This window comes from Serratia sp. ME47, from assembly GCF_903970925.1.
GTDB classification, from domain to species: Bacteria; Pseudomonadota; Gammaproteobacteria; order Enterobacterales; family Enterobacteriaceae; genus Serratia; species Serratia ureilytica.
The window spans coordinates 212,961-237,221 of the sequence record NZ_CAJCKE010000004.1; the positions used below are offsets into that span (position 1 = coordinate 212,961).

The 24,261-nt window shown below is 58.6% G+C and carries 25 protein-coding genes and 1 tRNA gene; 12 read left to right on the plus strand and 14 right to left on the minus strand.

Annotated features, from left to right (window positions below; genetic code table 11):
• Window positions 1–23: 23 nt before the first annotated feature.
• Window positions 24–1,091: a rhodanese-related sulfurtransferase gene (locus H7A77_RS06720; protein ID WP_033638032.1), complete on the minus strand. Its 1,068-nt coding sequence runs from the start codon at window positions 1,089–1,091 to the stop codon at window positions 24–26.
• A 406-nt stretch (window positions 1,092–1,497) separates the two neighbouring features.
• Here H7A77_RS06720 and H7A77_RS06725 point away from each other — a divergent pair, with 406 nt between their 5' ends.
• The 4 genes from H7A77_RS06725 (at window position 1,498) to H7A77_RS06740 (ending at window position 6,270) form a co-directional block, all read left to right on the plus strand.
• Window positions 1,498–2,418, plus strand: a complete 921-nt coding sequence (locus H7A77_RS06725) for a Kdo(2)-lipid IV(A) acyltransferase (RefSeq protein WP_025159951.1) — start codon at window positions 1,498–1,500, stop codon at window positions 2,416–2,418.
• 101 nt (window positions 2,419–2,519) lie between these two features.
• Window positions 2,520–2,804 carry a YciI family protein gene (locus H7A77_RS06730; protein ID WP_033642669.1) on the plus strand — a complete coding sequence of 95 codons (285 nt, stop codon included), beginning with the start codon at window positions 2,520–2,522 and terminating at the stop codon, window positions 2,802–2,804.
• Window positions 2,805–3,003: 199 nt separating this feature from the next.
• The gene (gene mdtG / locus H7A77_RS06735; protein ID WP_182073964.1) at window positions 3,004–4,242 is read left to right on the plus strand and encodes a multidrug efflux MFS transporter MdtG; all 1,239 of its coding nucleotides are present in this window, start codon (window positions 3,004–3,006) and stop codon (window positions 4,240–4,242) included.
• Between the two features lie 474 nt (window positions 4,243–4,716).
• Window positions 4,717–6,270, plus strand: coding sequence for a peptide MFS transporter (locus tag H7A77_RS06740; RefSeq protein WP_042784184.1), 1,554 nt, complete (start codon window positions 4,717–4,719; stop codon window positions 6,268–6,270).
• Window positions 6,271–6,319: 49 nt separating this feature from the next.
• Here H7A77_RS06740 and H7A77_RS06745 read toward each other — a convergent pair whose 3' ends face one another.
• The 4 genes from H7A77_RS06745 to H7A77_RS06760 are packed head-to-tail and all read right to left on the minus strand — an operon-like array spanning window position 6,320 to window position 7,881.
• On the minus strand, window positions 6,320–6,718 hold the full coding sequence (locus H7A77_RS06745; protein ID WP_033642666.1) for a VOC family protein: 399 nt from the start codon (window positions 6,716–6,718) through the stop codon (window positions 6,320–6,322).
• Window positions 6,709–7,137, minus strand: a complete 429-nt coding sequence (locus H7A77_RS06750; RefSeq protein WP_033650730.1) for a YeeE/YedE family protein — start codon at window positions 7,135–7,137, stop codon at window positions 6,709–6,711. Before H7A77_RS06750 ends, H7A77_RS06745 begins: the two co-directional genes overlap by 10 nt.
• 2 nt (window positions 7,138–7,139) lie before the next feature.
• Complete coding sequence (locus tag H7A77_RS06755) at window positions 7,140–7,574, minus strand: YeeE/YedE family protein (protein ID WP_033642664.1); 435 nt, start codon at window positions 7,572–7,574, stop codon at window positions 7,140–7,142.
• Window positions 7,564–7,881 carry a helix-turn-helix transcriptional regulator gene (locus H7A77_RS06760; protein WP_033638023.1) on the minus strand — a complete coding sequence of 106 codons (318 nt, stop codon included), beginning with the start codon at window positions 7,879–7,881 and terminating at the stop codon, window positions 7,564–7,566. The genes H7A77_RS06755 and H7A77_RS06760 overlap by 11 nt, the downstream gene beginning before the upstream one ends.
• A 137-nt stretch (window positions 7,882–8,018) precedes the next feature.
• Between H7A77_RS06760 and H7A77_RS06765 the strand changes: the two genes are divergently transcribed.
• On the plus strand, window positions 8,019–8,819 hold the full coding sequence (locus H7A77_RS06765) for a helix-turn-helix transcriptional regulator (RefSeq protein WP_182073965.1): 801 nt from the start codon (window positions 8,019–8,021) through the stop codon (window positions 8,817–8,819).
• Here H7A77_RS06765 and leuA read toward each other — a convergent pair.
• On the minus strand, window positions 8,770–10,458 hold the full coding sequence (leuA, locus tag H7A77_RS06770) for a 2-isopropylmalate synthase (protein ID WP_182073966.1): 1,689 nt from the start codon (window positions 10,456–10,458) through the stop codon (window positions 8,770–8,772). The two genes, H7A77_RS06765 and leuA, sit on opposite strands and share 50 nt — an antisense overlap.
• 209 nt (window positions 10,459–10,667) lie before the next feature.
• Between leuA and H7A77_RS06775 the strand changes: the two genes are divergently transcribed.
• Entirely contained in the window at window positions 10,668–11,045 is a 378-nt protein-coding gene (locus H7A77_RS06775) for a MysB family protein (RefSeq protein ID WP_015377419.1), read from the plus strand.
• 33 nt (window positions 11,046–11,078) lie between these two features.
• Entirely contained in the window at window positions 11,079–11,624 is a 546-nt protein-coding gene (locus H7A77_RS06780; RefSeq protein ID WP_033650724.1) for a GNAT family N-acetyltransferase, read from the plus strand.
• A gap of 6 nt (window positions 11,625–11,630) precedes the next feature.
• Here H7A77_RS06780 and H7A77_RS06785 read toward each other — a convergent pair whose 3' ends face one another.
• The 3 genes from H7A77_RS06785 to mdoG form a co-directional block, all read right to left on the minus strand.
• Window positions 11,631–11,876, minus strand: coding sequence for a YceK/YidQ family lipoprotein (locus H7A77_RS06785; RefSeq protein ID WP_033642658.1), 246 nt, complete (start codon window positions 11,874–11,876; stop codon window positions 11,631–11,633).
• A gap of 164 nt (window positions 11,877–12,040) precedes the next feature.
• Entirely contained in the window at window positions 12,041–14,599 is a 2,559-nt protein-coding gene (gene mdoH, locus H7A77_RS06790) for a glucans biosynthesis glucosyltransferase MdoH (RefSeq protein ID WP_033650723.1), read from the minus strand.
• Window positions 14,592–16,160: a glucans biosynthesis protein MdoG gene (gene mdoG / locus H7A77_RS06795; RefSeq protein WP_169539530.1), complete on the minus strand. Its 1,569-nt coding sequence runs from the start codon at window positions 16,158–16,160 to the stop codon at window positions 14,592–14,594. Before mdoG ends, mdoH begins: the two co-directional genes overlap by 8 nt.
• 259 nt (window positions 16,161–16,419) lie before the next feature.
• Between mdoG and mdoC the strand changes: the two genes are divergently transcribed.
• From mdoC to H7A77_RS25565, 5 genes are all read left to right on the plus strand, one after another.
• The gene (gene mdoC / locus H7A77_RS06800; RefSeq protein WP_042784177.1) at window positions 16,420–17,550 is read left to right on the plus strand and encodes a glucans biosynthesis protein MdoC; all 1,131 of its coding nucleotides are present in this window, start codon (window positions 16,420–16,422) and stop codon (window positions 17,548–17,550) included.
• Between the two features lie 217 nt (window positions 17,551–17,767).
• A complete protein-coding gene (locus tag H7A77_RS06805; RefSeq protein WP_182073967.1) occupies window positions 17,768–18,784 on the plus strand; it encodes an acyltransferase in 1,017 nt (338 codons plus the stop codon).
• A 302-nt stretch (window positions 18,785–19,086) separates the two neighbouring features.
• Window positions 19,087–19,311, plus strand: a complete 225-nt coding sequence (locus H7A77_RS06810; protein ID WP_033642653.1) for a hypothetical protein — start codon at window positions 19,087–19,089, stop codon at window positions 19,309–19,311.
• Between the two features lie 283 nt (window positions 19,312–19,594).
• A complete protein-coding gene (locus tag H7A77_RS06815) occupies window positions 19,595–21,316 on the plus strand; it encodes a potassium/proton antiporter (RefSeq protein ID WP_004927894.1) in 1,722 nt (573 codons plus the stop codon).
• Window positions 21,317–21,559: 243 nt separating this feature from the next.
• Window positions 21,560–21,688, plus strand: a complete 129-nt coding sequence (locus H7A77_RS25565) for a hypothetical protein (RefSeq protein ID WP_033642652.1) — start codon at window positions 21,560–21,562, stop codon at window positions 21,686–21,688.
• A 60-nt stretch (window positions 21,689–21,748) separates the two neighbouring features.
• Here H7A77_RS25565 and H7A77_RS25570 read toward each other — a convergent pair whose 3' ends face one another.
• The 5 genes from H7A77_RS25570 to cho all read right to left on the minus strand — a co-directional run bounded on the left by H7A77_RS25570 (window position 21,749) and on the right by cho (window position 24,120).
• Entirely contained in the window at window positions 21,749–21,880 is a 132-nt protein-coding gene (locus H7A77_RS25570; RefSeq protein ID WP_015377413.1) for a hypothetical protein, read from the minus strand.
• Between the two features lie 69 nt (window positions 21,881–21,949).
• The gene (locus H7A77_RS06820; protein ID WP_047026308.1) at window positions 21,950–22,453 is read right to left on the minus strand and encodes a YlaC family protein; all 504 of its coding nucleotides are present in this window, start codon (window positions 22,451–22,453) and stop codon (window positions 21,950–21,952) included.
• A gap of 123 nt (window positions 22,454–22,576) precedes the next feature.
• Window positions 22,577–22,876 carry a sigma-S stabilization anti-adapter protein IraP gene (locus H7A77_RS06825; RefSeq protein ID WP_033642650.1) on the minus strand — a complete coding sequence of 100 codons (300 nt, stop codon included), beginning with the start codon at window positions 22,874–22,876 and terminating at the stop codon, window positions 22,577–22,579.
• 186 nt (window positions 22,877–23,062) lie between these two features.
• A tRNA-OTHER gene (locus H7A77_RS06830) sits at window positions 23,063–23,159 on the minus strand.
• A gap of 112 nt (window positions 23,160–23,271) precedes the next feature.
• Entirely contained in the window at window positions 23,272–24,120 is an 849-nt protein-coding gene (gene cho, locus H7A77_RS06835) for an excinuclease Cho (RefSeq protein ID WP_033650719.1), read from the minus strand.
• Window positions 24,121–24,261: the final 141 nt, after the last annotated feature.

Below are 24,261 nucleotides of genomic sequence, written 5' to 3' on the forward strand. Positions count from 1 at the left end.
CCGGGCTTGTCGGTTCCTCAGGCTCAGCGGGCTGGGCCTTCTTCTTCCGGTGCCGGAATGTGCATCGTGGTCTGCAATAATCCTTTCGATTTATTGAAAATCTTGACGCCATTTTCGCGGCCGGCACGGCGCGCGCGCTGCTCTTCGCGCGGCAGCTTCAGCTCTTCGCGGCAAATCTCGCTGCAGCATCCTTCAAACTTGGCGGCGCAGCTCGGGCACTGAATGAACAGCAGATGGCAGCCGTCGTTCTTGCAGTTGGTATGGGTATCGCACGGCGCGCCGCACTGGTGGCAGTTGGCGATCACATCGTCGGAAATGCGCTCCCCCATACGCTCATCGAACACGAAGTTTTTGCCGATAAACTTCAGCGGCAACCCCTGTTCTTTCGCTTTGCGGGTGTACTCGATAATCCCGCCTTCCACGTGGTAGATGTTTTTAAAGCCGTTGTGCAGCATATAGGCGCTGGCTTTTTCACAGCGAATGCCGCCGGTGCAGTACATGACGATATTCTTGTCTTTGCTGTCCTGCAACATCTCCACCGCCATCGGCAGCTGATCGCGGAAGGTATCCGACGGCACCTCGATGGCGTTTTCGAAATGGCCGACTTCGTACTCATAGTGATTGCGCATATCGACGAATACCGTATTCGGATCGTCGATCATCTGATTGACGCGATCGGCCTGCAGATACTCACCGACGTTGCTCGGATCGAAGCTCTCGTCATCGATGCCGTCAGCCACGATGCGCTCGCGCACCTTGAGGCGCAGCACCCAGAAGGACTTGCCGTCGTCTTCCAGCGCGATATTCAGGCGGACCTGATCCAACGCCGGGTGCGAGGCGAACAGCGCGGCTTTAAACGCGTCGAAGTTATGCTGCGGCACGCTGATCTGCGCGTTGATGCCCTCTTTCGCCACGTAGATGCGGCCGAACACCTTCAGTTTTTCGAACTGAACGTACAGGCTGTCGCGAAACGCCTTGGGATCGTCGATGGAGAAGTATTTGTAAAAAGAAACTGTGGTGCGCGGCTCGGTTTCCGCCAGCATGCGCGCCTTCAGTTCCTCATTAGAAATTCGGTTATGTAACACTGGCATGGTGTACTTTCCTGTCTTTCGGGAGGTGACTGATTACCGCGCGCAGCCAGCCGGCCCGCGCGCGGCGCACATCATACCCGAAAAACCGCCGCCGCGCAGCCCTGGCGCTCGCGTACGCATACCTGCATCGCGCACTCATCCCGGATGCCACCGTATTGACCTTCCTGATAAGGATATCGCCATGGGCTTTTGGCAGGAAACATTGTGGAAAAATTCGGCATTCGATGCATATTTAACGCCCAAAAAGGGATTTTAATGCGTTGTGTTTTCCCGGATCGTCAGAAAAATGCCACAATAGTCGCAAACAATCGGCAGAAACGAACCTAGCGACCGAGCCCACCCGGCCGTCAGACCATGCTATGACTCTGTCATTACACTTAAACAACCGTATTAAAACAGAGAACCCATGACTCAAGTTCCTACTTTCAATCGCTCCTTACTGCACCCGCGCTACTGGCTGACCTGGGTAGGCATCGGCTTGCTGTATCTGCTGGTGTTGCTGCCTTATCCCGTCATCTACTGGCTCGGCACCTCGATCGGGCGATTTTCCATGCGCTTTCTCAAGCGACGCGTCGTTATCGCCCAACGTAACCTCGAACTCTGTTTTCCCGACATGCCGCAGGCTGAACGCGATGCGCTGGTGGTAAAGAATTTCGAATCGGTCGGCATGGGGTTGTTTGAAACCGGCATGGCGTGGTTCTGGCCGAACTGGCGCATCGAGCGCTGGTTCAAGGTCAGCGGCCTGGAGCACATTCAAAAAGCGCGCGACAACCATCAGGGCGTGTTGCTGATTGGCCTGCACTTTTTGACGCTGGAGCTGGGCGCGCGCATCTTCGGCATTCACAACCCGGGCATCGGCGTTTACCGCCCGCACGACAACAAGCTGATGGACTGGCTGCAAACCTGGGGCCGGATGCGTTCCAACAAATCGATGCTGGATCGTAAAGACGTCAAAGGCATGATCCGCGCCCTGAAACAGGGCGATATCATCTGGTATGCGCCGGATCACGACTACGGCCCGCGCAGCAGCGTTTTCGTGCCGCTGTTCGCGGTGGATAAAGCCGCCACCACCACCGGCAGCTACGTGCTGGTGCGGATGGGCAAACCGGCGATCATTCCGTTCACCCCGCGTCGCCTGCCGGACGGCAAAGGCTATGAGCTGATCATGCAGCCGGCGGTGGAAAACTTCCCGCTGGACAACGAACTCGACGCCGCCGCCTTTATGAATAAAGTGGTGGAAAAAGAGATCCTGATGGCGCCGGACCAATACATGTGGCTGCACCGCCGCTTCAAGACCCGCCCGGAAGGCGAGCCTTCGCTGTACTGATCACGCAAACCCGCCGCCGGCGGGTTTTTTATTGCGCGCCCCTTGAGAATCGCCGGCGAGGGTGGGATGGTAATGCTTTTGCCGCCACCCTTGGAGCCGCCATGTACATTGTCAGCCTGACCTACCATCGCCCGATCGCCGACGTCGACAGCCACCTTGACGGGCACATCGCCTGGCTTAAGAAATATTTTCAGGACGGCACCTTCGTCGCCTCCGGCCGCAAGAATCCCCGCACCGGCGGCGTGATCCTGGCCAAAGGCATTGAGCGTGCTCGGCTGGACGCCATCCTGGCCGAAGATCCGTTCAACGCCGTGGCCCACTACGAGGTCACCGACTTTAGCGCCACCACCACCGCCGCCGGTTTCGAGGCGCTGGCCGGACTATAAAACGCTGTAAATTCCGCGCGCCAAGCGCGGAATAAGGTTTAAACGCCATTTTTAAAACTTTATTTCATTTTTTGCCCTATCTGCGTCCCCTCGTTTGCCGTCGCCGCGCCTGCGGCGCATACTTACCACGCTAACTTTCACGTTTTGCCCCATCATCTCGCCACCGGCAAAACGCGTCACCTTTCGGCAGTGGACATTTATGGCTTCGGCAGCAGAACCCGTTAACTGGAAACGCAATCTTTTCGTCGCCTGGCTGGGATGTTTTCTCACCGGCGCCGCCTTCAGCCTGGTGATGCCGTTTCTGCCGCTGTACGTAGAGACGCTGGGCGTTACCGGCCATCAGGCGCTCAACATGTGGTCCGGTCTGCTGTTCAGCATCACCTTCCTGTTTTCCGCTATCGCCGCACCGTTCTGGGGCGCCCTGGCCGATCGACGCGGCCGCAAACTGATGCTGCTGCGTTCGGCGCTCGGTATGGCGATCGTCATGGCGCTGATGGGCATGGCGCAAACGGTCTGGCAGTTTCTCGCGCTGCGTGCGGTGCTGGGGCTGCTCGGCGGGTTCATTCCCAACGCCAACGCGCTGATCGCCACCCAGGTGCCGCGCAACCGCAGCGGCTGGGCGCTCGGCACCCTGTCCACCGGCGGCGTCGGCGGTGCGCTGATCGGCCCGCTGATCGGGGGACTGCTGGCCGATTTATACGGCCTGCGCCCGGTGTTTTATATCACCGCCGCGGTGCTGTTCGTCTGCTTCGTGCTGACGCTGCTGTATGTCAAAGAACAATTCATCCCGGTGCAAAAGCGCGACATGCTGCACGCAAAGCAGGTGTTCGCTTCGCTGAAAAACCCGAAGCTGGTGCTCAGCCTGTTCGTCACCACCATGATCATCCAGATCGCCACCGGTTCGATCGCGCCGATCCTGACGCTGTATGTGCGCGATTTGGCCGGCGCCACCCACAATCTGGCGTTTATCAGCGGGCTGATCGCCTCGGTGCCCGGTGTCGCGGCATTGATGAGCGCCCCGCGGCTGGGCAAGCTGGGCGATCGCATCGGCCCGGAACGCATACTGGTGTTCATGCTGATCGTTTCGGTGCTGCTGCTGATCCCGATGGCGTTCGTGCAAACGCCGTGGCAACTCGGGGTGCTGCGTTTTCTGCTGGGGGCAGCCGACGGCGCGTTGCTGCCGGCGGTACAGACGCTGTTGATTTATAACTGCACCAATCAGGTGGCCGGCCGTATTTTCAGCTATAACCAGTCGTTCCGCGACGTCGGCAACGTCAGCGGCCCGCTGCTCGGCGCCGCAGTCTCCGCCGGTTACGGTTTTCGCGCGGTCTTCGGCGTCACCGCGCTGGTGGTGTTGTTCAACGCCGGCTATTCCTGGTGGTGTCTGCGACGACGGCCGGGCTATATGCGGGAAGATACGCTGCAGGAAGAGCAATAGCTGCATTTATCGCCAGTTTCCGCCGTTGGCCGGATCAACGGCGCGTTTCCCCTATTTTTAATAATGCTTTCTCGCCGCCGGTGAATTTCCACCTAACTCAGAACCTTCTTAATACAACATCTTGTTTATCAACAAATAATTAACTTTCAGTGCATAAAACCCGCTGTCAATCATATTCCTGTCACAACCAACAGAAAAACCAGAAAAGGAGATGCTTGTCGACTTTTCGTCTAAAAAATGGGATACAGGTACTAGACAAAACCAACGACCAGTTATCAAATGGTTAAATAATATCACGCCAGATGTGAACCATCGGCCAAGTGAAGAAAAGGTCAGCACGCTTTCCACGGTTTATCAGCGTTGCAGCCGCGGTTTTGTCGGGTAATCCGCATTGGGCGGATCGCCTTCATTAAATACACATACATACCACAGTACGGGCTGCAGCCTTGCAGCGCCTTTTATTGGGAAATCGTTATGCAATCCTCTGTCAATAAGTCAGAAAGCCGGACCTTCTTCGGCCATCCCTATCCGCTGGGTTCTCTGTTCTTCACCGAAATGTGGGAGCGCTTCTCGTTCTATGGCATCCGTCCGCTGCTGATCCTGTTTATGGCCGCCACGGTGTACGACGGCGGCCTGGGCCTGGCGCGCGAGAACGCGTCGGCGATCGTCGGCATCTTCGCCGGCAGCATGTACCTGGCGGCGCTGCCGGGCGGCTGGTTGGCGGACAACTGGCTCGGCCAACGCAAGGCCGTCTGGTACGGTTCGATTCTGATCGCCCTCGGCCACCTGTCGATCGCGCTGTCCGCAGTGATGGGCACCAACCTGTTCTTCATCGGTCTGATGTTCATCGTGCTCGGTTCCGGCCTGTTCAAGACCTGTATCTCGGTGATGGTCGGTACGCTGTACAAGAAAGGCGATGCGCGTCGCGACGGCGGTTTCTCGCTGTTCTACATGGGCATCAACATCGGTTCGTTCATCGCCCCGCTGATCTCCGGCTGGCTGATCAAGTCACACGGCTGGCACTGGGGCTTCGGCATCGGCGGTATCGGGATGCTGGTGGCGTTGGTGATCTTCCGGGTGTTCGCCGTCCCGGCGATGAAACGCTATGACCGCGAAGTGGGCCTGGACTCAACCTGGAACAGCCCGGTCGCGAAGAAAAAAGGCGTCGGCGCCTGGTTGCTGGCGTTGGCGGCCATCCTGGTGGCGGTCATCGTGCTGATCGCCCAAGGCACTATCGTCATCAATCCGGTCGAAGTGGCCAGCGTGCTGGTGTACGTGATCGCCGCGTCGGTCACGTTGTACTTCATCTATCTGTTCGCCTTTGCCGGCCTGAGCCGCAAAGAGCGCGCACGCCTGCTGGTGTGCTTCATCCTGCTGATCTCCGCCGCGTTCTTCTGGTCAGCGTTTGAACAGAAACCGACCTCGTTTAACCTGTTCGCCAACGATTACACCAATCGCATGATCGGCGACTTCGAGATCCCGGCGGTATGGTTCCAGTCGATCAACGCCCTGTTCATCATCCTGCTGGCACCGGTCTTCAGCTGGGCCTGGCCTGCACTGGCACGCAATAACGTGCGTCCGAGCAGCATCACCAAGTTCGTGATCGGTATCCTGTGCGCCGCCGGCGGTTTTGGCCTGATGATGCTGGCCGCGCAGAATGTGCTGAGCAACGGCGGCGCCGGCGTATCGCCGATGTGGCTGGTGGGCAGTATCCTGATGCTGACGCTGGGTGAGCTGTGCCTGAGCCCGATCGGGCTGGCCACCATGACGCTGCTGGCGCCGGAGAGAATGCGCGGTCAGATGATGGGGCTGTGGTTCTGCGCCAGCGCGTTGGGCAACCTGGCAGCCGGTCTGATCGGCGGTCACGTCAAGGCCGACCAACTGGATATGCTGCCGAATCTGTTCGCCCGCTGCTCAGTCGCGTTGCTGATCTGCGCCGCCGTGCTTATCGTGCTGATCGTGCCGATTCGCCGCATGCTGGAAAATACCCAGTCCAAGAGCGCGCAAAAACCGGCGACCAACGCCTGACGGATAGCCCGTTTTATCTCGCAAACCGGCGCTCGATGCGCCGGTTTTTTTATGCCTGCCAGGCCTGATGTTGCAATACCACCCGGTAGCCATCAGGATCTTCAAAGGTTTGCCCCGCCCGATCCCAATAGGGATTATAGGCGGCGACCGATAAGAATCCCGCCGCCCGCATCCGCTCACACGCGGCCCGCCATTCGTTCTCATCCGGCAGATAAAATACCAGCAGATGATCCTGCGTCGGCGCCTGCCCGACCCGTACCCCGCGATGCTGCGTGAACTCCAGATGGTAGGCATGCTGCGGATGCCCGATCATCATGCCGTCGAACCCCTGATGATCGACAAACTCGCCCAGCTTTTCGAACCCCAGCCCGCGGCAATACAGCGTAGCAATCTCTTGCAACCGATCGGTCGGGCGCGCGATGCGCAACACCGCTTTGGCTATCGACATGTCCTCCTCCTCCTCATGATAACGTCATACAGCGCCATGCCCGCCAGCATTGCCAGCAGGAACGGCCATACCCGGCTTATCTCCGCCCCGGCCAACACCCAGGCTGGGCCGGGGCAAATACCCGCGATGCCCCAGCCGATGCCGAACAGCGCGCTGCCCGCCAGCAAACGACGATCCAGACGCCCGGCGGCCGGGATCTGCAGCGTTTCCCCCAACAGGCTACGCTCTCGTCGCCTCGCCCACAGGAAGGCCGGCGCCGCCACCGCGATCGCACCAGCCATCACCAACGCCAGCGAGGGATCCCACGCGCCGGTAACGTCGAGAAACGCCAACACTTTGGCCGGATTGGCCATGCCGGCGACGATCAGCCCCAGACCGAAAATGACGCCGCTCAGCAGCGCCAACAGCGTTTTAAGCATTCTCAACCTCCCGCCAGGTGGCGCATCAACCACACGGTCATAAAGCCCAGCAGCATAAACACCGCCGTGGCGGCCAGCGAACGCGGCGCCAACCGTGCGACGCCGCACACGCCGTGCCCGCTGGTGCAACCGCTGCCCAATCGAGTGCCCAATCCCACCAACAGCCCTGCGGCCGCCAGCCCACCGTTGCCGACCGCGATCTCACCGGACGGCAAAGCCGCAGCGGCAGCATACAGCCAGGGAGAGAGCAGCAACCCGCCAATAAATGCGGCGCGCCAGCCCCGCTCCTGGCCACCGGCACTCAATACACCGCCGGTAATGCCGCTGATGCCGGCAATCCGGCCGTTGAACAGCAGCAGCAGCGCCACCGCGCCGCCGATAATGGCCCCGCCCGCCAGCGCGGAATAAGGCGTGAAGTGTTGCCAGTCAATGGTCATCGCGGTTCTCCGGTTGTGGGCAATAAAGCTGATACAGGGTATGGAGCAGCGCCAGCGCTTTGGCATCGGCCACCGCATAGTAAATCTGCTTGCCGGCGCGCCGGGTGGACACCAACCCTTCCTCCCGCAGCACGCCAAGCTGCTGGGACAGCGTCGGCTGGCGGATATCCAGCGCCTGCGCCAGTTCGCTCACCGCCATCTCGCCCTGACTGAGCCGGCACAGCAGCAGCAGCCGATCTTCGTTGCCCAGGGTGCGCAGCATCGCGCCGGCCTGCGCCGCCGCCTTACGCATCGCGTCAATATCCATTGCCCCTCCATCAATATACAAAATTATATAATATTATTTTATAAAGTATTGACACGCAAAGCCACAGGCTGGCGTGAAATAACGCCGCATGGCATGCTGTTTGGTCTTATCCTTTTGCCGCGCGGAGGGCGCCAGCGATGCTGTTTTTTCACGACGTTCTGCCGCCCGATCAGCCTGTCCGGCCGTTAGCCAGGGATTATCATCATGGCGACAGCGAGCCGGAGCACTACCATAACTGCGCGCAGCTGATCCACAGCCTGAGCGGCGTGGTGCAGGTCACTACCCGACTCGGCAGTTGGGTGGTGCCGCCCGGCCGCGGCGTCTGGGTACCGGCGAAAGTGGTGCACAGTCTGCGCATCACCGGCCAGGTAGCGGCCAGGACGTTGTTCATCGATCCGCTGGCGCGCGCCGATCTGCCGGCTCAGTGCCAGGTGGTGCAGGTGTCGCCGCTGCTGCGCGAGCTGATTATCAGCGCGATGGAGATTGCGCCCGGCTACCCCAGCGGCGGGCGCGACGAGCGCATCATGGAGTTGATTCTGGATGAATTACGGGTGCTGCCGAGCTTGCCGCTGCACCTGCCCGAGCCGCGCGAGGCCTCGCTGCTCGCCCTGTGCCGCCATATTCAGGCCACGCTGGCGCAGCCCTGGACGCTGGAACAGGCGGCCGAACGCCTCAATGTCAGCGGACGCACCCTGTCGCGGCGCTTCCAGCGAGAAACCGGGCTGCGTTTTGGCGATTGGGTGCGACGCGCCCGTTTGCTGGCGGCGCTGAACGCGCTGGCGACCGGACGCTCGGTGTTGGAAGTGGCGCTGGATCTCGGCTATGACAGCCCCAGCGCGTTCAGCGCCATGTTTCGCCGAGTGCTGGGGGTAGCGCCCAGCGACTATTTCAGCCGGGCCGCGCCGATGTTGACGCCAGATAGCGCCCGGCGACGTTGAACAACGCCTGCAGCGAAGCGCTGGCGGAGTCGACGTCGATGCCAACGCCGTAGCTCGCCTCACCGTGCGGCAAAACGCAGCGAATGTAAGCCACCGCTCGGCTGTCGCTCTGATGCCCCAGCGTATGCTCGTGGTAATCTTCGATAGCCAACGGCAAACCGAAGCGTTGGCGCAGCGCATCCACCGCGCTGGAAAGCAGGCCGTTGCCGGCCCCCTGCAGCTGCAGAGGCTCCCCCTGCCAGGCGACTCGCGCGTTGAAACTGTACGCTTCCACGCCGTGACTTTCCGTTTGATAGCTCAACAGTTGCAAGCGCGGCTGCTCCACCAGCCCGTAAGTGTCGCGGAATAAGCGCCACAGCCGCGCGACGCTCATTTCCTTACCGCTGCCGTCGGTCGCCCGCTGGACCACCTGGCTGAAATCAATCTGCAAACCGCGCGGCAGCGCCAGCCCATGGTTCTGCTCCAACAGCCAGGCGGCGCCGCTTTTGCCGGACTGGCTGTTAACCCGGATCACCGCCTCATAGCTGCAGCCGACATCGGCGGGATCGAGCGGCAGGTAAGGCACCTGCCACCAGCCATCTTGCCGCTGCCGTTGCGCGGCGAAGCCTTTCTTGATCGCATCCTGATGCGATCCGGAGAAGGCGGTAAACACCAATTCGCCGGCATAAGGATGGCGAGGATGCACCGGCAGCTGATTGCACTGTTCCACCACCTCCACCACCTGCTTCAAGCGACTGAAGTCCAGGCCCGGCGCCACGCCCTGGGTATAGAGATTCAATGCCAGCGTGACCAGATCAACGTTGCCGGTACGCTCGCCGTTGCCGAACAGGCAGCCTTCGACCCGATCGGCGCCGGCCAGCAGCGCCAGCTCGGCGCAGGCGACGCCGGTGCCGCGATCGTTATGCGGGTGCACGCCGATCGTCACATCGGCGCGACGGCTGAAGTGGCGACAGAACCATTCGATCTGATCGGCATACACGTTGGGCGTACTCACCTCCACCGTCGCCGGCAGGTTGATGATCATCGGCCGCTGTGCCCCCGGTTGCCAAACATCCGCCACCGCTTCGCAGATCTCCAGCGCGAACGCCAATTCGGTAAAGCAGAAGGTTTCCGGCGAATATTCGAAGCACCAGACGGTATCGGGCTGCGCCTCGCAATGCCGGCGAATGCGCCGCGCGCCGTTCACCGCCAGCGCCACGGTAGCCGCCTTATCCTGGCGGAACACGATGTCGCGAAACATCGGCGCCGTGGCGTTGTACAGATGCACGATAGCCCGCGGCGCCCCCTGCAGCGCCTCGAAGGTGCGGTCGATCAGATCGTCGCGCGACTGCGTCAGCACCTGAATGGTGACATCGTCCGGGATCAGCCGCTCGTCGATCAGGGCGCGCACAAAGTCGAAGTCCGTTTGCGACGCCGAAGGGAAAGCCACCTCAATCTCTTTGAAACCGCACTGCAACAGCAGCTGATAGAACTCGCGCTTGCGCGCGTTATCCATGGGCTCCGCCAGCGCCTGGTTGCCGTCGCGCAGATCGCTGGAACACCAGCGCGGTGCCTGTCGCAGGGTACGCGAAGGCCACTGGCGATCCGGTAACGTCACCGGCGGGAACGGTCGGTATTTGCTTGAAGGGTCGATTAACATGGGCTTCTCCTGATGCCTGAGTGAACGATACCGTCATTATTTCCCGCCACCGCGCCTGCTTCTCCCGCTTTGCGGACAACCGTCGTCGCAGAGCGGACAACAAAAAAATTTGCATCCTGCGCCAGTGAGACAACAATTAGTTTTGACGTTTTCCCCACCGCGCCGGCAGCACGCCGGACGCTTTACTCTCATTGTCAACGGAGGCGAACATGAGCCTGTATGCAACCCTGGAAGAAGCCATCGAGGCCGCACGCGAAGAGTTTCTCGACACCGCCGAAGGCGGCGGCGGTGACGAACCGCCGGTGCCGCAGCAGTTCAATCTGCAAAAGTACGTGATGCAGGATGGCGACACGATGTGGCAGGCGGAGTTCTTCGAAGAAGAAGGCGAGGCGGTGGAATGCCTGACGCTGCGCAGCGGTGCGGCGGCGCAGGCGATCTTCGACGGTGACTACGACGAGGTGGAAATCACCGCCGAGTGGATAGACGAAAACACCCTGTACGAATGGGAGGAAGGCGACTTCCAGCTCGAGCCGCCGTTGGATACCGAAGAAGGCCAGGCCGCCGCCGATGAGTGGGATGAACGTTAACCCGCACGACGCTTTGAACGCCAAGGAGGCAGCATGAACATTCGCCAGGCCCGCCCCACCGACTACCCCGCCATTTTGCAGCTGCAGGCGGAAAACGTGCCGGAAGCGCTCGATGAGCGCCAAAAACGGCAGGGATTTATCGTATCGCGCATGAATGAGGCGCAGCTGACGGCGATCAACCGCGGCATCGGCATATGGGTGGCGGAACAGGAAGGCCAACTGGCGGGGTTCGTTTGCCTGATGCCCGCCGACGCGCAGCCGCGGCCGCCGGTGGTGGATGCGATGCTGGCGACGCTCGCCACGCACTCATTCGCCGGACGGCCGCTGCGTGAGCAGCGGGTATTTCTCTACGGCCCGGTCTGCCTCAGCATGGCCTGGCGCGGCAAAGGCGTATTAAAGCGCCTCTACGCCGCAGTCAAAGCGCACACTCGCCATGATTACGACGTGGGCGCACTGTTTATCGACGACGACAATCCGCATTCGTTGGCCGCTCACGTGCAAGGGCTGGGGATGACGGCGCTGGCGCCTTTCCATTGCGGGCAGAAAGGCTATCAGCTGGTGGTGTTCGCCACCCGCTGAACGAAGTTACTCGTAGGGGCCATGCTGCGCATCGAACGGCAGCATAAAGGTGTCCACCACCATCGACAGCGGCACGTCTATCACCGTGACGTAGCGCCAGGGCGTATCGCGCAGATCCCACTGCACGCCGGGATAATACTGGTGACCGTGCCCGGCGCCGGGCACGGTGCGGCTGATGATGCTGCCGCAGCCGGTTAGGGCCATCACGCCGGCCGTCACGCAGGCCAGGCGAAAGTAGGAAGAGAGCTTCACGACATTGACTCTGAGAAAGGGGTTGTTTCGCGAGTGAACAACGCATCGGCCGCAGTCTATCACAGTTCCCTTTTTTCACCGGCACCGGCGCGCTCAGGCAAAAGGTAAAAAAAAACGGGGAACGCGCCGTGCGCATTCCCCGTCTAAGCGTTGCCGCTAAGCGATTAACGCCGGCCCGTTGGGTGCGCCAGCGGGTTGTGCGGCAACTGCTGGTAGTGTTCACGCCAGGCGGCGCCTTCCGGCAGCAGCCAGACGCGCTGGTGCAGACGAGCCAGCGTGACCGGATCGCTCAGCAGTTCCAGGCGCTTGCCCTTCACCAGCTTCTCCGGCCCCAGCTGCAGCGCTTCGTTCACCCGCTCCTCGCGATTGCGATCGAGCGTCGCGCGCAGGTGGTGACGCGCCGTCGCCAGCGCCGTCGCCAACGCGTTGAAGGACGGGTTGACCACCGCGTGCATAAAGCCGTTGGTCAACGCCCGGTTACGGTTGAGATGCAGGTACTCTTCCGTCGCCAGCAGCTCACGCGGCGGATTGTACTCTTCCGGGATCAGGAACAGCTTGGCGCGTTTGCTTTTCATGCCCAGCGTCGCGCGGCTCGACAGCACCGACACGAACGGCGACAGGATCAGCGAGAACACGATTGGCGACAGCCACCACAGGAAACGCAGATCCAGCCACGCCATGCCGCCGGCCCACACCAGGCCCAGCAACATCTGCGAGCCATGGCGGCGGAACGCTTCGCCCCACGGCGTGTCGTCGTCGTCACGCTGCGGCGAATTCCACACCACTTCCCAACCGAGGAAGGCACTCACCACGAACACGGTATGGAACAGCATGCGCACCGGCGCCAACAGCACCGAGAACAGCATTTCCATCAGCATCGAAATGAACAAACGGAACGCGCCGCCGTACTCTTTCGCGCCCTTGGCCCAGATCAGCACGATGCTGAGCAGCTTCGGCAGGAACAGCAGCACCAGCGTGGTGGAGAACAGCGCTATCGCCAGCTCGGGCCGCCACTGCGGCCAGACCGGGAACAGCTGCCGCGGCTGCAGGAAGTATTGCGGCTCCATCAGGGTATGCACCACCTGCAATGCGGTGGAGAGCGCCAGGAACATGAACCACAGCGGCGCCGACAGGTAGGACATCACGCCGGTGAGGAACACCGCACGGTGCACCGGGTGCATGCCCTTCACCAGGAACAGGCGGAAGTTCATCAGGTTGCCGTGGCACCAGCGACGGTCGCGTTTCAGCTCGTCCAGCAGGTTCGGCGGCAGCTCTTCGTAACTGCCCGGCAGATCGTAAGCGATCCACACGCCCCAGCCGGCGCGGCGCATCAGCGCCGCTTCAACGAAGTCGTGCGACAAGATAGAACCGGCGAAGGAGCCCTCGCCCGGCAGCGGCGCCAGCGCACAGTGCTCGATAAACGGCTTCACGCGGATGATGGCGTTATGGCCCCAGTAGTGCGACTCGCCCAGCTGCCAGAAATGCAGACCGGCGGTAAACAGCGGCCCGTAAACGCGGGTAGCGAACTGCTGCACGCGCGCGTACAGGGTATCCATGCCGGACGCCTTCGGCGCGGACTGGATGATGCCGGCGTTCGGGTTGGCTTCCATCAGGCGCACCAGCCCGGTGAGGCATTCGCCGCTCATCACGCTGTCGGCATCCAGGATAACCATGTAGCTGTACTCACCGCCCCAGCGACGGCAGAAGTCGTCGATGTTGCCGCTCTTGCGTTTGACGCGGCGGCGGCGGCGGCGATAGAAGATGCGGCCGTGGCCGTCGACATCGCGGCACAGCTCCATCCACGCCTTTTGCTCCGCCACGCAGATGTCCGGATCGTAGCTGTCGCTCAGCACGTAGATATCGAAGTGTTCAAGCTGACCGGTCGCGGCGACGGACTCATAGGTCGCGCGCAGGCCGGCGAACACGCGTTCGACGTCTTCGTTGCAGATCGGCATGATCAGCGCGGTGCGGTGCGCCGGGTTGATCGGCTCATCGCCCTTGATGGTGGAGGAAATGCTGTATTTGTCCTTGCCGATCAGCAGCTGCAGGAAGCCCATCAGCGCGGTCCAGAAACCGGCCGAGACCCAGCAGAACAGCACGGCGAACAGGATCAGAATGCCGGTTTGCAGCACATATGGCAGCAGCTGCAGCACCGACTGCATCAGATCCTGGTCCAGCATGGCGATAGGATCGATCAGCGCCCAGCCCTGGTAAGGCAAGATGGTTTTCATGTACCAGGTGGCGATGCCGGTTTGCACCAGCATCAGCACCAGCAGCACATAGCGGCGCATGGAGCCGACGGTACGCCAGCGGTTCTCGGCCTCGGCCTCCTCTTTGGTGGCGTGCCGATTGTGCGGCGACCGCCCCAGCAGAGAATCCCAGAAGCGCGCCACCGGGTTGGTGCGCCAGGCTTCCGGGAACATGGTGGTGCGTTTGATCGGCGGCGTCGCCTTCAGAATGGCGCGCCCTTCGGCGTCGGTATCGAAGTCGTCATCGCTGACCGCATCCGGCCAGGCGCTTTCGATGCGCGGTTTGACCGAGGCCAGCGCAACGTCATCCGCCGACAGGCTATTGACGTTGGCGTCGGCGGCGCCCATCTGCCGATGGAGCGCCTCCAGAGCCTGAGCGTCATCCGCCGTTTTAGGGGTAAGCGCCTCCGACCGCTCGGCGGTCAGAGGCAGCGCCGCAAGATAATCCTGGGCGGGTTGAGTAGGCTTATTCATTGGCAGGTAGCTGATAGCTCCAGGTTTCCGACAGTGTCTTATCGCCATTGACCAGCGCCGCGCGCATTTCTACCGGCTTCTTGTCGTCTTTCACTTTCAGACGCACCGTCAGGCGCCAGCCTTTGGTCACTGGGTTATAGCGGACGTTGTTTTCTACCATTTCACCGTTGTCGCCGATGCTGATCTGAGAAGCGACCGGCGTATTGGCGTCCAGCGCTTTCAGCACCGGGCCGACGAAATCGACCAGGAAGGCAACGCTGCCGTCAGGCTCGCGGATCAGGTTGGACTGCTTCACGTCACCGGTCGAACGCATGGTCCGCGCCACATAGGCGATGTCTTGCGAATGCAGTTTGTCTTCATCGCGGGTGAAGTTCAGACGGTAGCTCAGCGTCAGCGGTTTTTTGGCTTCCGGCAAGGTATCCGGCGTCCAGAACGCGACGATGTTGTCGTTGGTTTCATCCGCCGTTGGGATCTCCACCAGCTCGACCTTGCCTTTGCCCCAGTCGCCCTTCGGTTCGATCCAGGCGCTCGGGCGCAGATCGTAACGATCGTCCAGATCTTCGTACTCTTTGAAGTTGCGACCGCGCTGCAGCAGACCGAAGCCTTTCGGATTCTCAACGGTATAGGTGCTGACGGACAGGTGTTTAGGATTGTTCAGCGGACGCCAGATCCACTCGCCGTTGCCGGCATGGATAGACAGACCGTTGGAATCGTGCAGCGCCGGGCGGTAGTTCAGCGTCGGCGACGGCTGGTTCGGCCCGAACAGGAACATGCTGGTCAGCGGCGCCAGGCCCAATTTGCCCACCTTATCGCGCAGGAACACTTTGGACTCGACGTCCACGGTGGTGTCACGGCCCGGGATCACCGTGAAACGGTAAGCGCCGGTGGCGCGCGGGGAATCCAGCAGCGCGTAGATCACCAGGTGTTTGTCGCCCTGCTTCGGACGCTCAACCCAGAATTCGCGGAAACGCGGGAACTCTTCGCCGGAAGGCAAAGCGGTATCGATAGCCAGGCCACGAGCGGAAAGCCCGTAAACCTGCCCTTTACCCACCACGCGGAAATAGCTCGCGCCCAGCAGGCTCATAATCTCATCGTTTTTGTCGGCGCTGTTGATCGGGTAGAGCACCTTGAAGCCGGCAAAGCCGAGGTTCTTCACTGATTCAGGATCGTGTTTGACCGAGCCGAAGTTGAAGTAATCCGGGCTGTACTTGATCTGTTTTACGCTGGTAGAGGTGACTTCGTTGATTTTCACCGGCGTATCGAAATACATCCCCTGATGATAAAACTCAAGCTTGAAAGGGGTTTTCAGCTTGCTCCAATAGGCTTTATCGTGATTGAACTGAATCTGCTGATAGTCTGCGAACTTCATCTCGCGGAACTGAGAAGGAAGGTTGCTCTTCGGGGCTTCGAAACCTTTCGCAGCCAGATCCTGCGCCTGCTTGGCCACATCATCAATAGAAAAGGCCCATGCCGGCGAACTGAACAGCGTGAACAATACGGTAGCACCTAACCAACGAACGCTCGCGGCGCGTGGTTGTCCGGATAATATATTAACTAGCACATCCCCCCCTATTCGTGTGCTCAAATCATTTAAATCCATATTAATGGATTACTCAGCTTTCCGACAACATGATAAATGGATGGTTCATGTTTACGGCTCATTGTTTAAGCAGCTGATGGAGCATCAGCGTAGCAAGCCGCGCAACAAGACGCTATGGAAAAATGCGAGGGGCTATAGTAGGGTTCCGGATAACAATTTAACGTTTGACGACTTATTAAGCGTGTTAATGAGCACCCGATTAAATCACCAGCGGTAATCTATGACTAAAGGCAGCAAACAGCGCGAGTTTTTCCTCGATTCGATCCGAGCCTATTTGATGCTGCTCGGCATTCCGTTTCACCTTTCCCTGATTTATTCCAGCCACGCCTGGGCGGTGAACAGCGCGTCGCCCTCCTTCTCACTCACGGTGCTGAACGACTTCATCCACGCCTTCCGCATGCAGGTGTTCTTCGTGATTTCCGGCTACTTCTCCTACATGCTCTACGAGCGTTACGAGCGCCATCAGTGGCTGAAGGTCAGGCTGGAGCGAGTGGCGATCCCGCTGTTGAGCTCCATCCCGCTAATTACGGTGCCGCAATTTTTCATGCTGAAATATTTCACCGATAAATTAAACGGCTGGGACGAGTTTTCTCTCTATCAGAAAATAAATGTAACAGTTTGGGAATTGGTGTCTCATCTGTGGTTCTTATTGACCCTGTCATTGTTAACCTTCGCCTGCTTTTATCTGTTCCGCAAAATCAAGCGTCAAACCCGCGAGCCTATTCCAGCGTTAATCAACAGAATGCGTGGATTAGGAAACATCTCACTGTGTTTCTTTATTTATGCGGTATGCTATTCGGCCGCGCACCGTATTATTTTAATTTTCGCGCCACAGCTATTATCCAATGGCCTGTTCAATTTCGTGGTGATGGAGACGATGTTCTACCTGCCGTTCTTCATCCTCGGCGCCTATGCGTTTAAGTATGTGTGGCTTAAAGAGATTTTTCTGCGCCGTTCGCCGCTGGCGCTGCTCGGTTCGCTGCTGCTGTTTATCGCATATATGCTGAACCAGAAACTGTTGGCGCACAGCAGCTATATGTTCGAGCTGGAAGTGGTGATCAAAACCCTAATGGGGATCCTGATGACCAATGTGGTGTTCTCTTTCGGGCATAACCTGCTGAATTATCACTCGCCGCGCATCACCTATCTGGTCAACGCCTCGCTGTTTATATATCTGGTGCACCATCCGTTGACCCTGATATATGGCGCTTTCGTGACGCCTTATATCGGCAACAACCTGTTGGGGTTCTTGCTGGGCCTGCTGTTTGTGTTCTCGCTGGCCTTCGCTTTATATGAGCTGCACAAACGCATCCCGGTGCTGCGCTTCCTGTTCTCCGGCAAGCCGCAATAAGGCCTTACGCCATTTCTGGGTGATGAATTATCGCCCAGAAATTAACCGCATCAATGTTATGATCCCTTCCATTACCGCTGCGGCATCGGCAGCACCCTGAGCATTTTCCTAATATTAATCCTAATCCCTGGGACGCATTGCAAAACGGCAACTGCCTGTTACGCTCACTATTGATACTTATAAATTAGTTGCGTTACTTTCTGGGCAAGGTACACATATGAGAGAAGCATGGGTCGATTATGCAAAAGGGATCGGCATCATTCTCGTGGTTTTCGGCCACGTCAACCGCGGTCTATACAGCGCAGGCATTCAACTTCCCGGCTCGTTCTATCAACTGACAGACAGCGTTATCTACAGCTTCCATATGCCGCTGTTTTTCTTCCTTTCAGGTTTGTTTTTTACGCAGTCGCTGGAGAGAAAGGGCAAAACTCGCTTCGTCATCAGCAAGATCGATACCATCGTCTACCCCTACGTGATCTGGTCGCTGCTGCAAGGCTTGGTGGAGGTCTTATTGTCACGTTACACCAATAATCCTTCGAGCCTCGGCGATGTCCTGGCGCTGTTTACGCATCCTCGCGCGCAGTTTTGGTTCTTGTATGCCTTGTTTATGGTCTTTGTGTTAGCAACTTTACTGTATAGCAAAGATGCATACCGTTATCTTCTGCCGGTGTTGATCGTCATCAGCATGGGGCTGTATCTCTACCAAGATAACCTCACCAAAGCCTTCCATTTCGATTACATCACCCGGTTCTTGATCTTCTTCCTGCTTGGCGCTTTGGCCGTTCGTTACGCTTCTCACATCGCCAATCTGGGCTTTGGCTCGCTGTTGGCTTCCCTGTTCGCGTTTATCGCGCTGCAATGGGGATTCCACGGCTATTCCGGCTTGCTGTATACCGATGCAGGAAGTTTATCCCTGATACTGGCGGTTGAAGCCATCTTCTTCATCGTCACCCTATCGGTTATGTTGGCTAAAACGAAGCTTTCCTGGCTGCGCCGACTCGGTGAATTGAGCATGGTGATCTATCTGATGCATATCCTCGCCACCAGCGGTTTACGCATCATACTGACCAAGTTTCTGCACGTCAGCAATTGGCCGGCGCATGCGATCCTCGGCACTCTGGTTGGCTTGATCGCGCCCATTATCGCTTATCTGCTGATACAGCGCCTGCATCTCAATTTTCTGTTGGAGCGTCCTCGCTTCAATAGCCATCTGCAAAAAGAAAAAATCTCCTGAGGGCGGTTTCGCCGCCCCTGCCCGCTGTTCCTGACACTATACTTGATGGCGCAACCTGCCGGTTGCGTCTTCTTCCCCATGTCACACAGAGCACACATTGTTCAGCTTGACGTCGTCCGTTAAGGCAAAGTGATACGGCGGCATAGATAACCTGGCCGTTATAACTGTAATGCATAAGTAGAAATCCGGATCCCTGCCTTACGGTAGTGATTGGGCTCAACCCCCGAAGGGCTGCGCGATCGCTTGATTGATTCGATGGCGTTACCTGTCTCTCCCTTCCGTCACGACAGAGAGGATTTTGAATGACCGATAAAAACACCCAGGCTCAGGAAGCCGTAGCGGAAAACGCCACCCTGCTGAAGATCCTCAGCAGGTTGCTGTCCGCGCTGGATGCTTCGATCAGCGGTAAAGAACGCAGCGTTTTGGTCGCTGAGCTCTCCAACTTCAATCTCGACGGCATTTCCGAAGCGGAACGCAAACTGGCCACCGAGCTGATCAAACGGTCGCTGGAATCGCTCGACCATTAACCCTACCGCGCCTGCAAACCATTAAGCCTGCCTGCGCGGGTTTAATGGTTTTTCCCGCCGTGCAAACCCGACATTGTTGCCAAAACCAAAATACAGCAGCCTGATAATGTTGGATAAAAGGCAGAACTTCACCCCTTCCCCTCACTTTCTTAGTTTAATCGCACCAAAGGGTAATAATTGATCGATTGTTTTCGCAATCAGCCTTGGCGTTTTACCCACTAAACACGTTATCATCGAAATACGCGCAGTGCCCCCTATCCCCCAGCCTCAGGAGAACGATATTTTGGATGCCAGCACCATTAACAGCTTGTTCGTCATCGGTGCCGTGCTGGTGGGGGCAAGCATTCTGCTCAGCTCATTTTCTTCCCGGCTCGGCATTCCGATCCTGGTGATCTTCCTCGCGATCGGCATGCTGGCCGGCGTTGACGGCCCCGGTGGCATCGTCTTCAGCAATTATCCGGTCGCTTATCTGGTCAGCAACCTCGCGTTGGCGGTGATCCTGCTCGACGGCGGCATGCGCACCCGGGTCAGCTCGTTCCGCGTGGCGCTGTGGCCGGCACTGTCTCTCGCCACTGTCGGCGTGGTGATCACCGCCGGCCTGACCGGCATGGCCGCCGCCTGGCTGTTCAATCTCGATCTGCTGCAGGGGTTGCTGATCGGCGCCATCATCGGTTCTACCGACGCCGCCGCGGTATTCTCGCTGCTGGGCGGCAAAGGGCTGAACGAACGCGTCAGCGCCACGCTGGAGATCGAGTCCGGTAGCAACGATCCTATGGCGGTATTTCTCACCATCACGCTGATTGCGATGATCGCCGCCGGGGAAACCGCGCTGAGCTGGACCTTCCCGCTGCATCTGATGCAGCAGTTCGGCATGGGCATCGTCTTCGGTCTCGGCGGCGGCTGGCTGCTGCTGACGCTGATTAACCACATCAAGCTGGCGGACGGCCTCTACCCACTGCTGGCGGTAAGCGGCGGCATTCTTATTTTCGCGCTGACCACCGCGCTGGACGGCAGCGGCATTCTGGCGGTGTACCTGTGCGGCCTGCTGCTGGGCAACCGTCCAATTCGCAACCGTCACGGCATCGTGCAAACCTTCGATGGCCTGGCATGGCTCAGCCAGATCGGCATGTTCCTGGTGCTCGGCCTGCTGCTCAACCCGCATGAGCTGCTGCCGATCGCCATCCCTGCCCTGCTGCTGTCGCTGTGGATGATCCTGTTCGCACGCCCGCTGTCGGTGTTTATCGGCCTGCTGCCGTTCCGCAGCTTTACCCTGCGCGAACGCGGCTTTATTTCCTGGGTTGGCCTGCGCGGCGCGGTACCGGTGATCCTGGCGGTGTTCCCGATGATGGCCGGGCTGCCCAACGCCCAGCTGTTCTTTAACGTGGCGTTCTTCGTGGTGCTGGTCTCCCTGCTGCTGCAAGGCACCACGCTGTCGTTCGCCGCCAAAAAGGCCAAGGTGATCGTGCCGCCGGCGCTGACGCCGATCTCCCGCGTTGGGCTGGACGTGCACCCGGAAAACCAGTGGGAACAGTTTGTGTATCAGCTTTCGGCGGAAAACTGGTGCGTCGGTGCCGCGCTGCGCGAGCTGAAAATGCCGCCCAATACCCGCATCGCCGCCCTGTTCCGCGGCAAAGAGCTGCTGCACCCTAGCGGCAGTACCCGGCTGCGCGAGAACGATATCCTGTGCGTTATCGGCCATGAGCACGATCTGCCGATCCTCGGCAAACTGTTTAGCCAAGCGCCGGCCGTGACGCTCGACGAACGCTTCTTCGGCGACTTTATCCTGCAATCCGACGCCCGTTTAAGCGACATCTCGCAGGTTTATGGCCTCAATCTGCAAGACGATGTCGACGAGCAACAGACGCTGGGGCAGTTCGTCATTCAGCTGATCGGCGGTGAACCGGTGATCGGCGACCAGGTGGAATGGGACGGCCTGACCTGGACCATTGCCGAAATGGAGGGCAATCAGGTCAGCAAGATAGGCGTCAGGATCGTGACCGACTAACGCGGCCGCGTTATCAGATGAGGGAACTTCTGGCCTTAAGAACGTTCTTAATCACTATCATGATGCATGAAGTACGGCGTCGCTGAATTATATCCGTTTGATATAAAAACAATTTAACAGCGGCACCAACGGGGATTAGGGATGTGAACGGCAAGACTCGATTTCTTTCGGTGATGATGATTATGGCGCTGGGCGTAGCGGCGCTCGATCTCAGCATCGCCGGTTTGGTCCATAGACTTTTAATTGGATAATTTCAACGTGACGCAGCGGGAACAAGAAAAAGACATTCTGGGGAAAATACTGGTGACGGTGTCCGCGCTTTGCCTGATTCTGGTGGCGGCGTTCCTCATCTGGGGATTCATGCTGGACTGATACCGAGGACGCTCAGAGATAAAAAAAACCGCCGCGGCGGTTTTTTTATGGGTCAGGCGATCAGATCTTGCAACCTTCGCAGTCCGCTTCGTCTTCGAGGAATTCAGGGACCTCTTTTACCTTCTGCGCCGCTTTTTCTTCGGCTTTCGCCAGTTCGGCATCGATATCAAAATCGAAAATATCATCACTCATCGCTTGGTCCTCATTCTGCTTCGCGTTCAAACGCTGAGTATAATCGACAAGCCGCCGGCCGGAAACCTTTCAGTTTGCCGCCGCCAGCTGCGATGGCTCATCCTGCGGCTTTTTTCCGTAGGCCATGTCGTACACGTCGTAGAAGTCGATTTCGCCCTTGTTGCCGATGATCACCCGCATCTTCTGTTTCAACGCGGCGCCGATGGACGGCTCATCCAGCAACTGCTGCACCGCATAAGGCGACAGCGCGCGGGTGAAGTACCACTCACCGTTATAGCACACCCGCAGGTCCAGCACCCCGATGTCCTCGAAGCGGTAGACCGGCCGGATCTCTATCAGCAGCATGGCGAACATGAACAGCACAAAGGCGGTGAAGCCGAGGAAGGCATACATCCCCATGTACGGCACCTGATACATCACGGCGATCACCGCGAAGTAACCGGCGAACATGGCAAGGCACAAATAGCGGTGAGTGCGGGCGAATTCGCTGTTGAAGCGCGGCTTGCCGTCGCGCCCTTCGCGCCGATTGATCTGTTCAATCTCTTTAACCAAGATGCTTTTAATCGCGTCCATCGTTACAACCTTATGCTGGAAACAGCATTGCCATCAAATCTCACCGCTAAAAGTAACACAAGTACAGTTTTGCCGGGTAGATCAGTTAACCAACTTAATGGCGGCAACTGTTATAGTTCGGATTCAGCGCGGTTGAGCGGCTTTGCCTTGCGCAAACATGAACATGCGCTGGGCTACGTCGTCGGCCTGTTTGATTTTCTGCTTTTGCGGTTCGTTGCTGCGTTGAATGGCGCGGGCGTAGGCGATTTCATGGGCCTGATCGATCATCGCGATGATGCGATCCCGTTCAGTCTTCTCCATATTGCCCAACATGGTGGTGATAATCGCCTGGTAAGCGTTGGACGCGGCGGTCAGCGCCTTCTCTCTCGCCTCGAGGGCGGCGACGCGTTGCAAGAGTTCCTGCAGTTGCTCGGAGTGGGACATATCGACCTCCTGTTGCCGGGCAGCAAACCTGCCTGATTACAGTTTAGCAAAGGATCGAGAGAGAAAGAGGAAGGAAAGCCAGCGGTTACGGTAAAGCACACCCGAAAATCCCAACGAGGAGCCGATAGTGCAAATCAACCCGGGTGCGCTTTACGGTAAGCGCGATGAGATGAAGTGAAAGAAAGCTGGCGCGCTATGCAGGACTCGAACCCGCGTCTATCAATTTTCAAGCCAAAACAAGCCATTATAAAACCAATCACTCTGCCAACTGAGTTAATAGCGCGTTCCTTCGCTTCGGGGCGTTATTATCCATAACAACATTATGGACTCAAGCTTTTTTAGCATAATGCCCTGATTTTACGGATAAGTCTTAGGTTATCGCCAGCGTTATGGCCTTACGGCAGCTCAATAATCGGGTAATCGCCGGCGATAAGCGGCTTGCACAAAATCTTGTAGCCATCGCTGTCGAAATGGCTGGCCGCGCTCTGTAGCCGCTCCGCCTGCGCCAGATTGCCGACCGAGCCCAGATAAAACCAATTGTGAATCACATGGTACTGACGCAGCGTCTCGCCCTGCTCCTCCAGCGCCACGCGCCCGGCGAACGGCCAACAGGCGATGCGCAGCTGCTCAAGCGCCGCGCTGAGCCGCAGCGCATGCTCCTGCGCCGACTCCACGCCACAGCAGGCGCCCGCGCACTTGCGCAGGCTGTAGCGGAAACAGGCTCGCCCCGCCGGCAGCTTGTCGATCCCCAGCTTGCCGTAACATAAACGATGCTCGTCGGCGATGGCGCGCAGCTTTTCCAGCGCGGCGTGGCGATTGGCAAACAGCCCGTAGAGATGGGGCGTGACGGCGAAGTCGATCTCTTTGGCGTGAGCAATCGTCACCGCATCAGCCTGCAAGCGCAGCGCGCACAGCTGTTTCGAGCGCCGCAGACGTTTGTTGAACAGCGGCTGTTGTTGTTTGATCAACTGCGCCTCCAGCAGCAATGCGCCCAACTCGCCGGCGGTCTCGATAAAGCTGATGCGTCGGGTTTGGCGCAGCATTTTAGCCTCGTCCTGCGCGCGGAAGTGCGCCATCACCCGGCTGCGTATATTGACGCTTTTACCGATGTAAAGCGGCAGGCTCTCGCTTTGACCGTGAAACACATACACGCCCGGCCCTTTAGGCAACGGCGCCAGGCAGGCGCGCAGGTGCTCCGGGTATTGATAAATGTCGAGTTCTGGCTCGAGGCGGTTTGGCATCATGGCGGTGGCATTATCCTGCTGATGAATGAATACTGGTTTTTTACCCAGTATAACGCCCAACGCAGCCGGTTGCACACCCGGCGGATAATAACTCACCGTGATCTTTAACGGGAAAGCCTTTACTATCCCCTTTCCAGCGGG

Bases quoted from the DNA above. Each gene is read 5' to 3' on its own strand.
- H7A77_RS06720 (WP_033638032.1), bottom strand. From the start codon at position 1,091: ATGCCAGTGTTACATAACCGAATTTCTAATGAGGAACTGAAGGCGCGC.
- H7A77_RS06725 (WP_025159951.1), top strand. From the start codon at position 1,498: ATGACTCAAGTTCCTACTTTCAATCGCTCCTTACTGCACCCGCGCTAC.
- H7A77_RS06730 (WP_033642669.1), top strand. From the start codon at position 2,520: ATGTACATTGTCAGCCTGACCTACCATCGCCCGATCGCCGACGTCGAC.
- mdtG (WP_182073964.1), top strand. From the start codon at position 3,004: ATGGCTTCGGCAGCAGAACCCGTTAACTGGAAACGCAATCTTTTCGTC.
- H7A77_RS06740 (WP_042784184.1), top strand. From the start codon at position 4,717: ATGCAATCCTCTGTCAATAAGTCAGAAAGCCGGACCTTCTTCGGCCAT.
- H7A77_RS06745 (WP_033642666.1), bottom strand. From the start codon at position 6,718: ATGTCGATAGCCAAAGCGGTGTTGCGCATCGCGCGCCCGACCGATCGG.
- H7A77_RS06750 (WP_033650730.1), bottom strand. From the start codon at position 7,137: ATGCTTAAAACGCTGTTGGCGCTGCTGAGCGGCGTCATTTTCGGTCTG.
- H7A77_RS06755 (WP_033642664.1), bottom strand. From the start codon at position 7,574: ATGACCATTGACTGGCAACACTTCACGCCTTATTCCGCGCTGGCGGGC.
- H7A77_RS06760 (WP_033638023.1), bottom strand. From the start codon at position 7,881: ATGGATATTGACGCGATGCGTAAGGCGGCGGCGCAGGCCGGCGCGATG.
- H7A77_RS06765 (WP_182073965.1), top strand. From the start codon at position 8,019: ATGCTGTTTTTTCACGACGTTCTGCCGCCCGATCAGCCTGTCCGGCCG.
- leuA (WP_182073966.1), bottom strand. From the start codon at position 10,458: ATGTTAATCGACCCTTCAAGCAAATACCGACCGTTCCCGCCGGTGACG.
- H7A77_RS06775 (WP_015377419.1), top strand. From the start codon at position 10,668: ATGAGCCTGTATGCAACCCTGGAAGAAGCCATCGAGGCCGCACGCGAA.
- H7A77_RS06780 (WP_033650724.1), top strand. From the start codon at position 11,079: ATGAACATTCGCCAGGCCCGCCCCACCGACTACCCCGCCATTTTGCAG.
- mdoH (WP_033650723.1), bottom strand. From the start codon at position 14,599: ATGAATAAGCCTACTCAACCCGCCCAGGATTATCTTGCGGCGCTGCCT.
- mdoC (WP_042784177.1), top strand. From the start codon at position 16,420: ATGACTAAAGGCAGCAAACAGCGCGAGTTTTTCCTCGATTCGATCCGA.
- H7A77_RS06805 (WP_182073967.1), top strand. From the start codon at position 17,768: ATGAGAGAAGCATGGGTCGATTATGCAAAAGGGATCGGCATCATTCTC.
- H7A77_RS06810 (WP_033642653.1), top strand. From the start codon at position 19,087: ATGACCGATAAAAACACCCAGGCTCAGGAAGCCGTAGCGGAAAACGCC.
- H7A77_RS25570 (WP_015377413.1), bottom strand. From the start codon at position 21,880: ATGAGTGATGATATTTTCGATTTTGATATCGATGCCGAACTGGCGAAA.
- H7A77_RS06820 (WP_047026308.1), bottom strand. From the start codon at position 22,453: ATGGACGCGATTAAAAGCATCTTGGTTAAAGAGATTGAACAGATCAAT.
- H7A77_RS06825 (WP_033642650.1), bottom strand. From the start codon at position 22,876: ATGTCCCACTCCGAGCAACTGCAGGAACTCTTGCAACGCGTCGCCGCC.
- cho (WP_033650719.1), bottom strand. From the start codon at position 24,120: ATGATGCCAAACCGCCTCGAGCCAGAACTCGACATTTATCAATACCCG.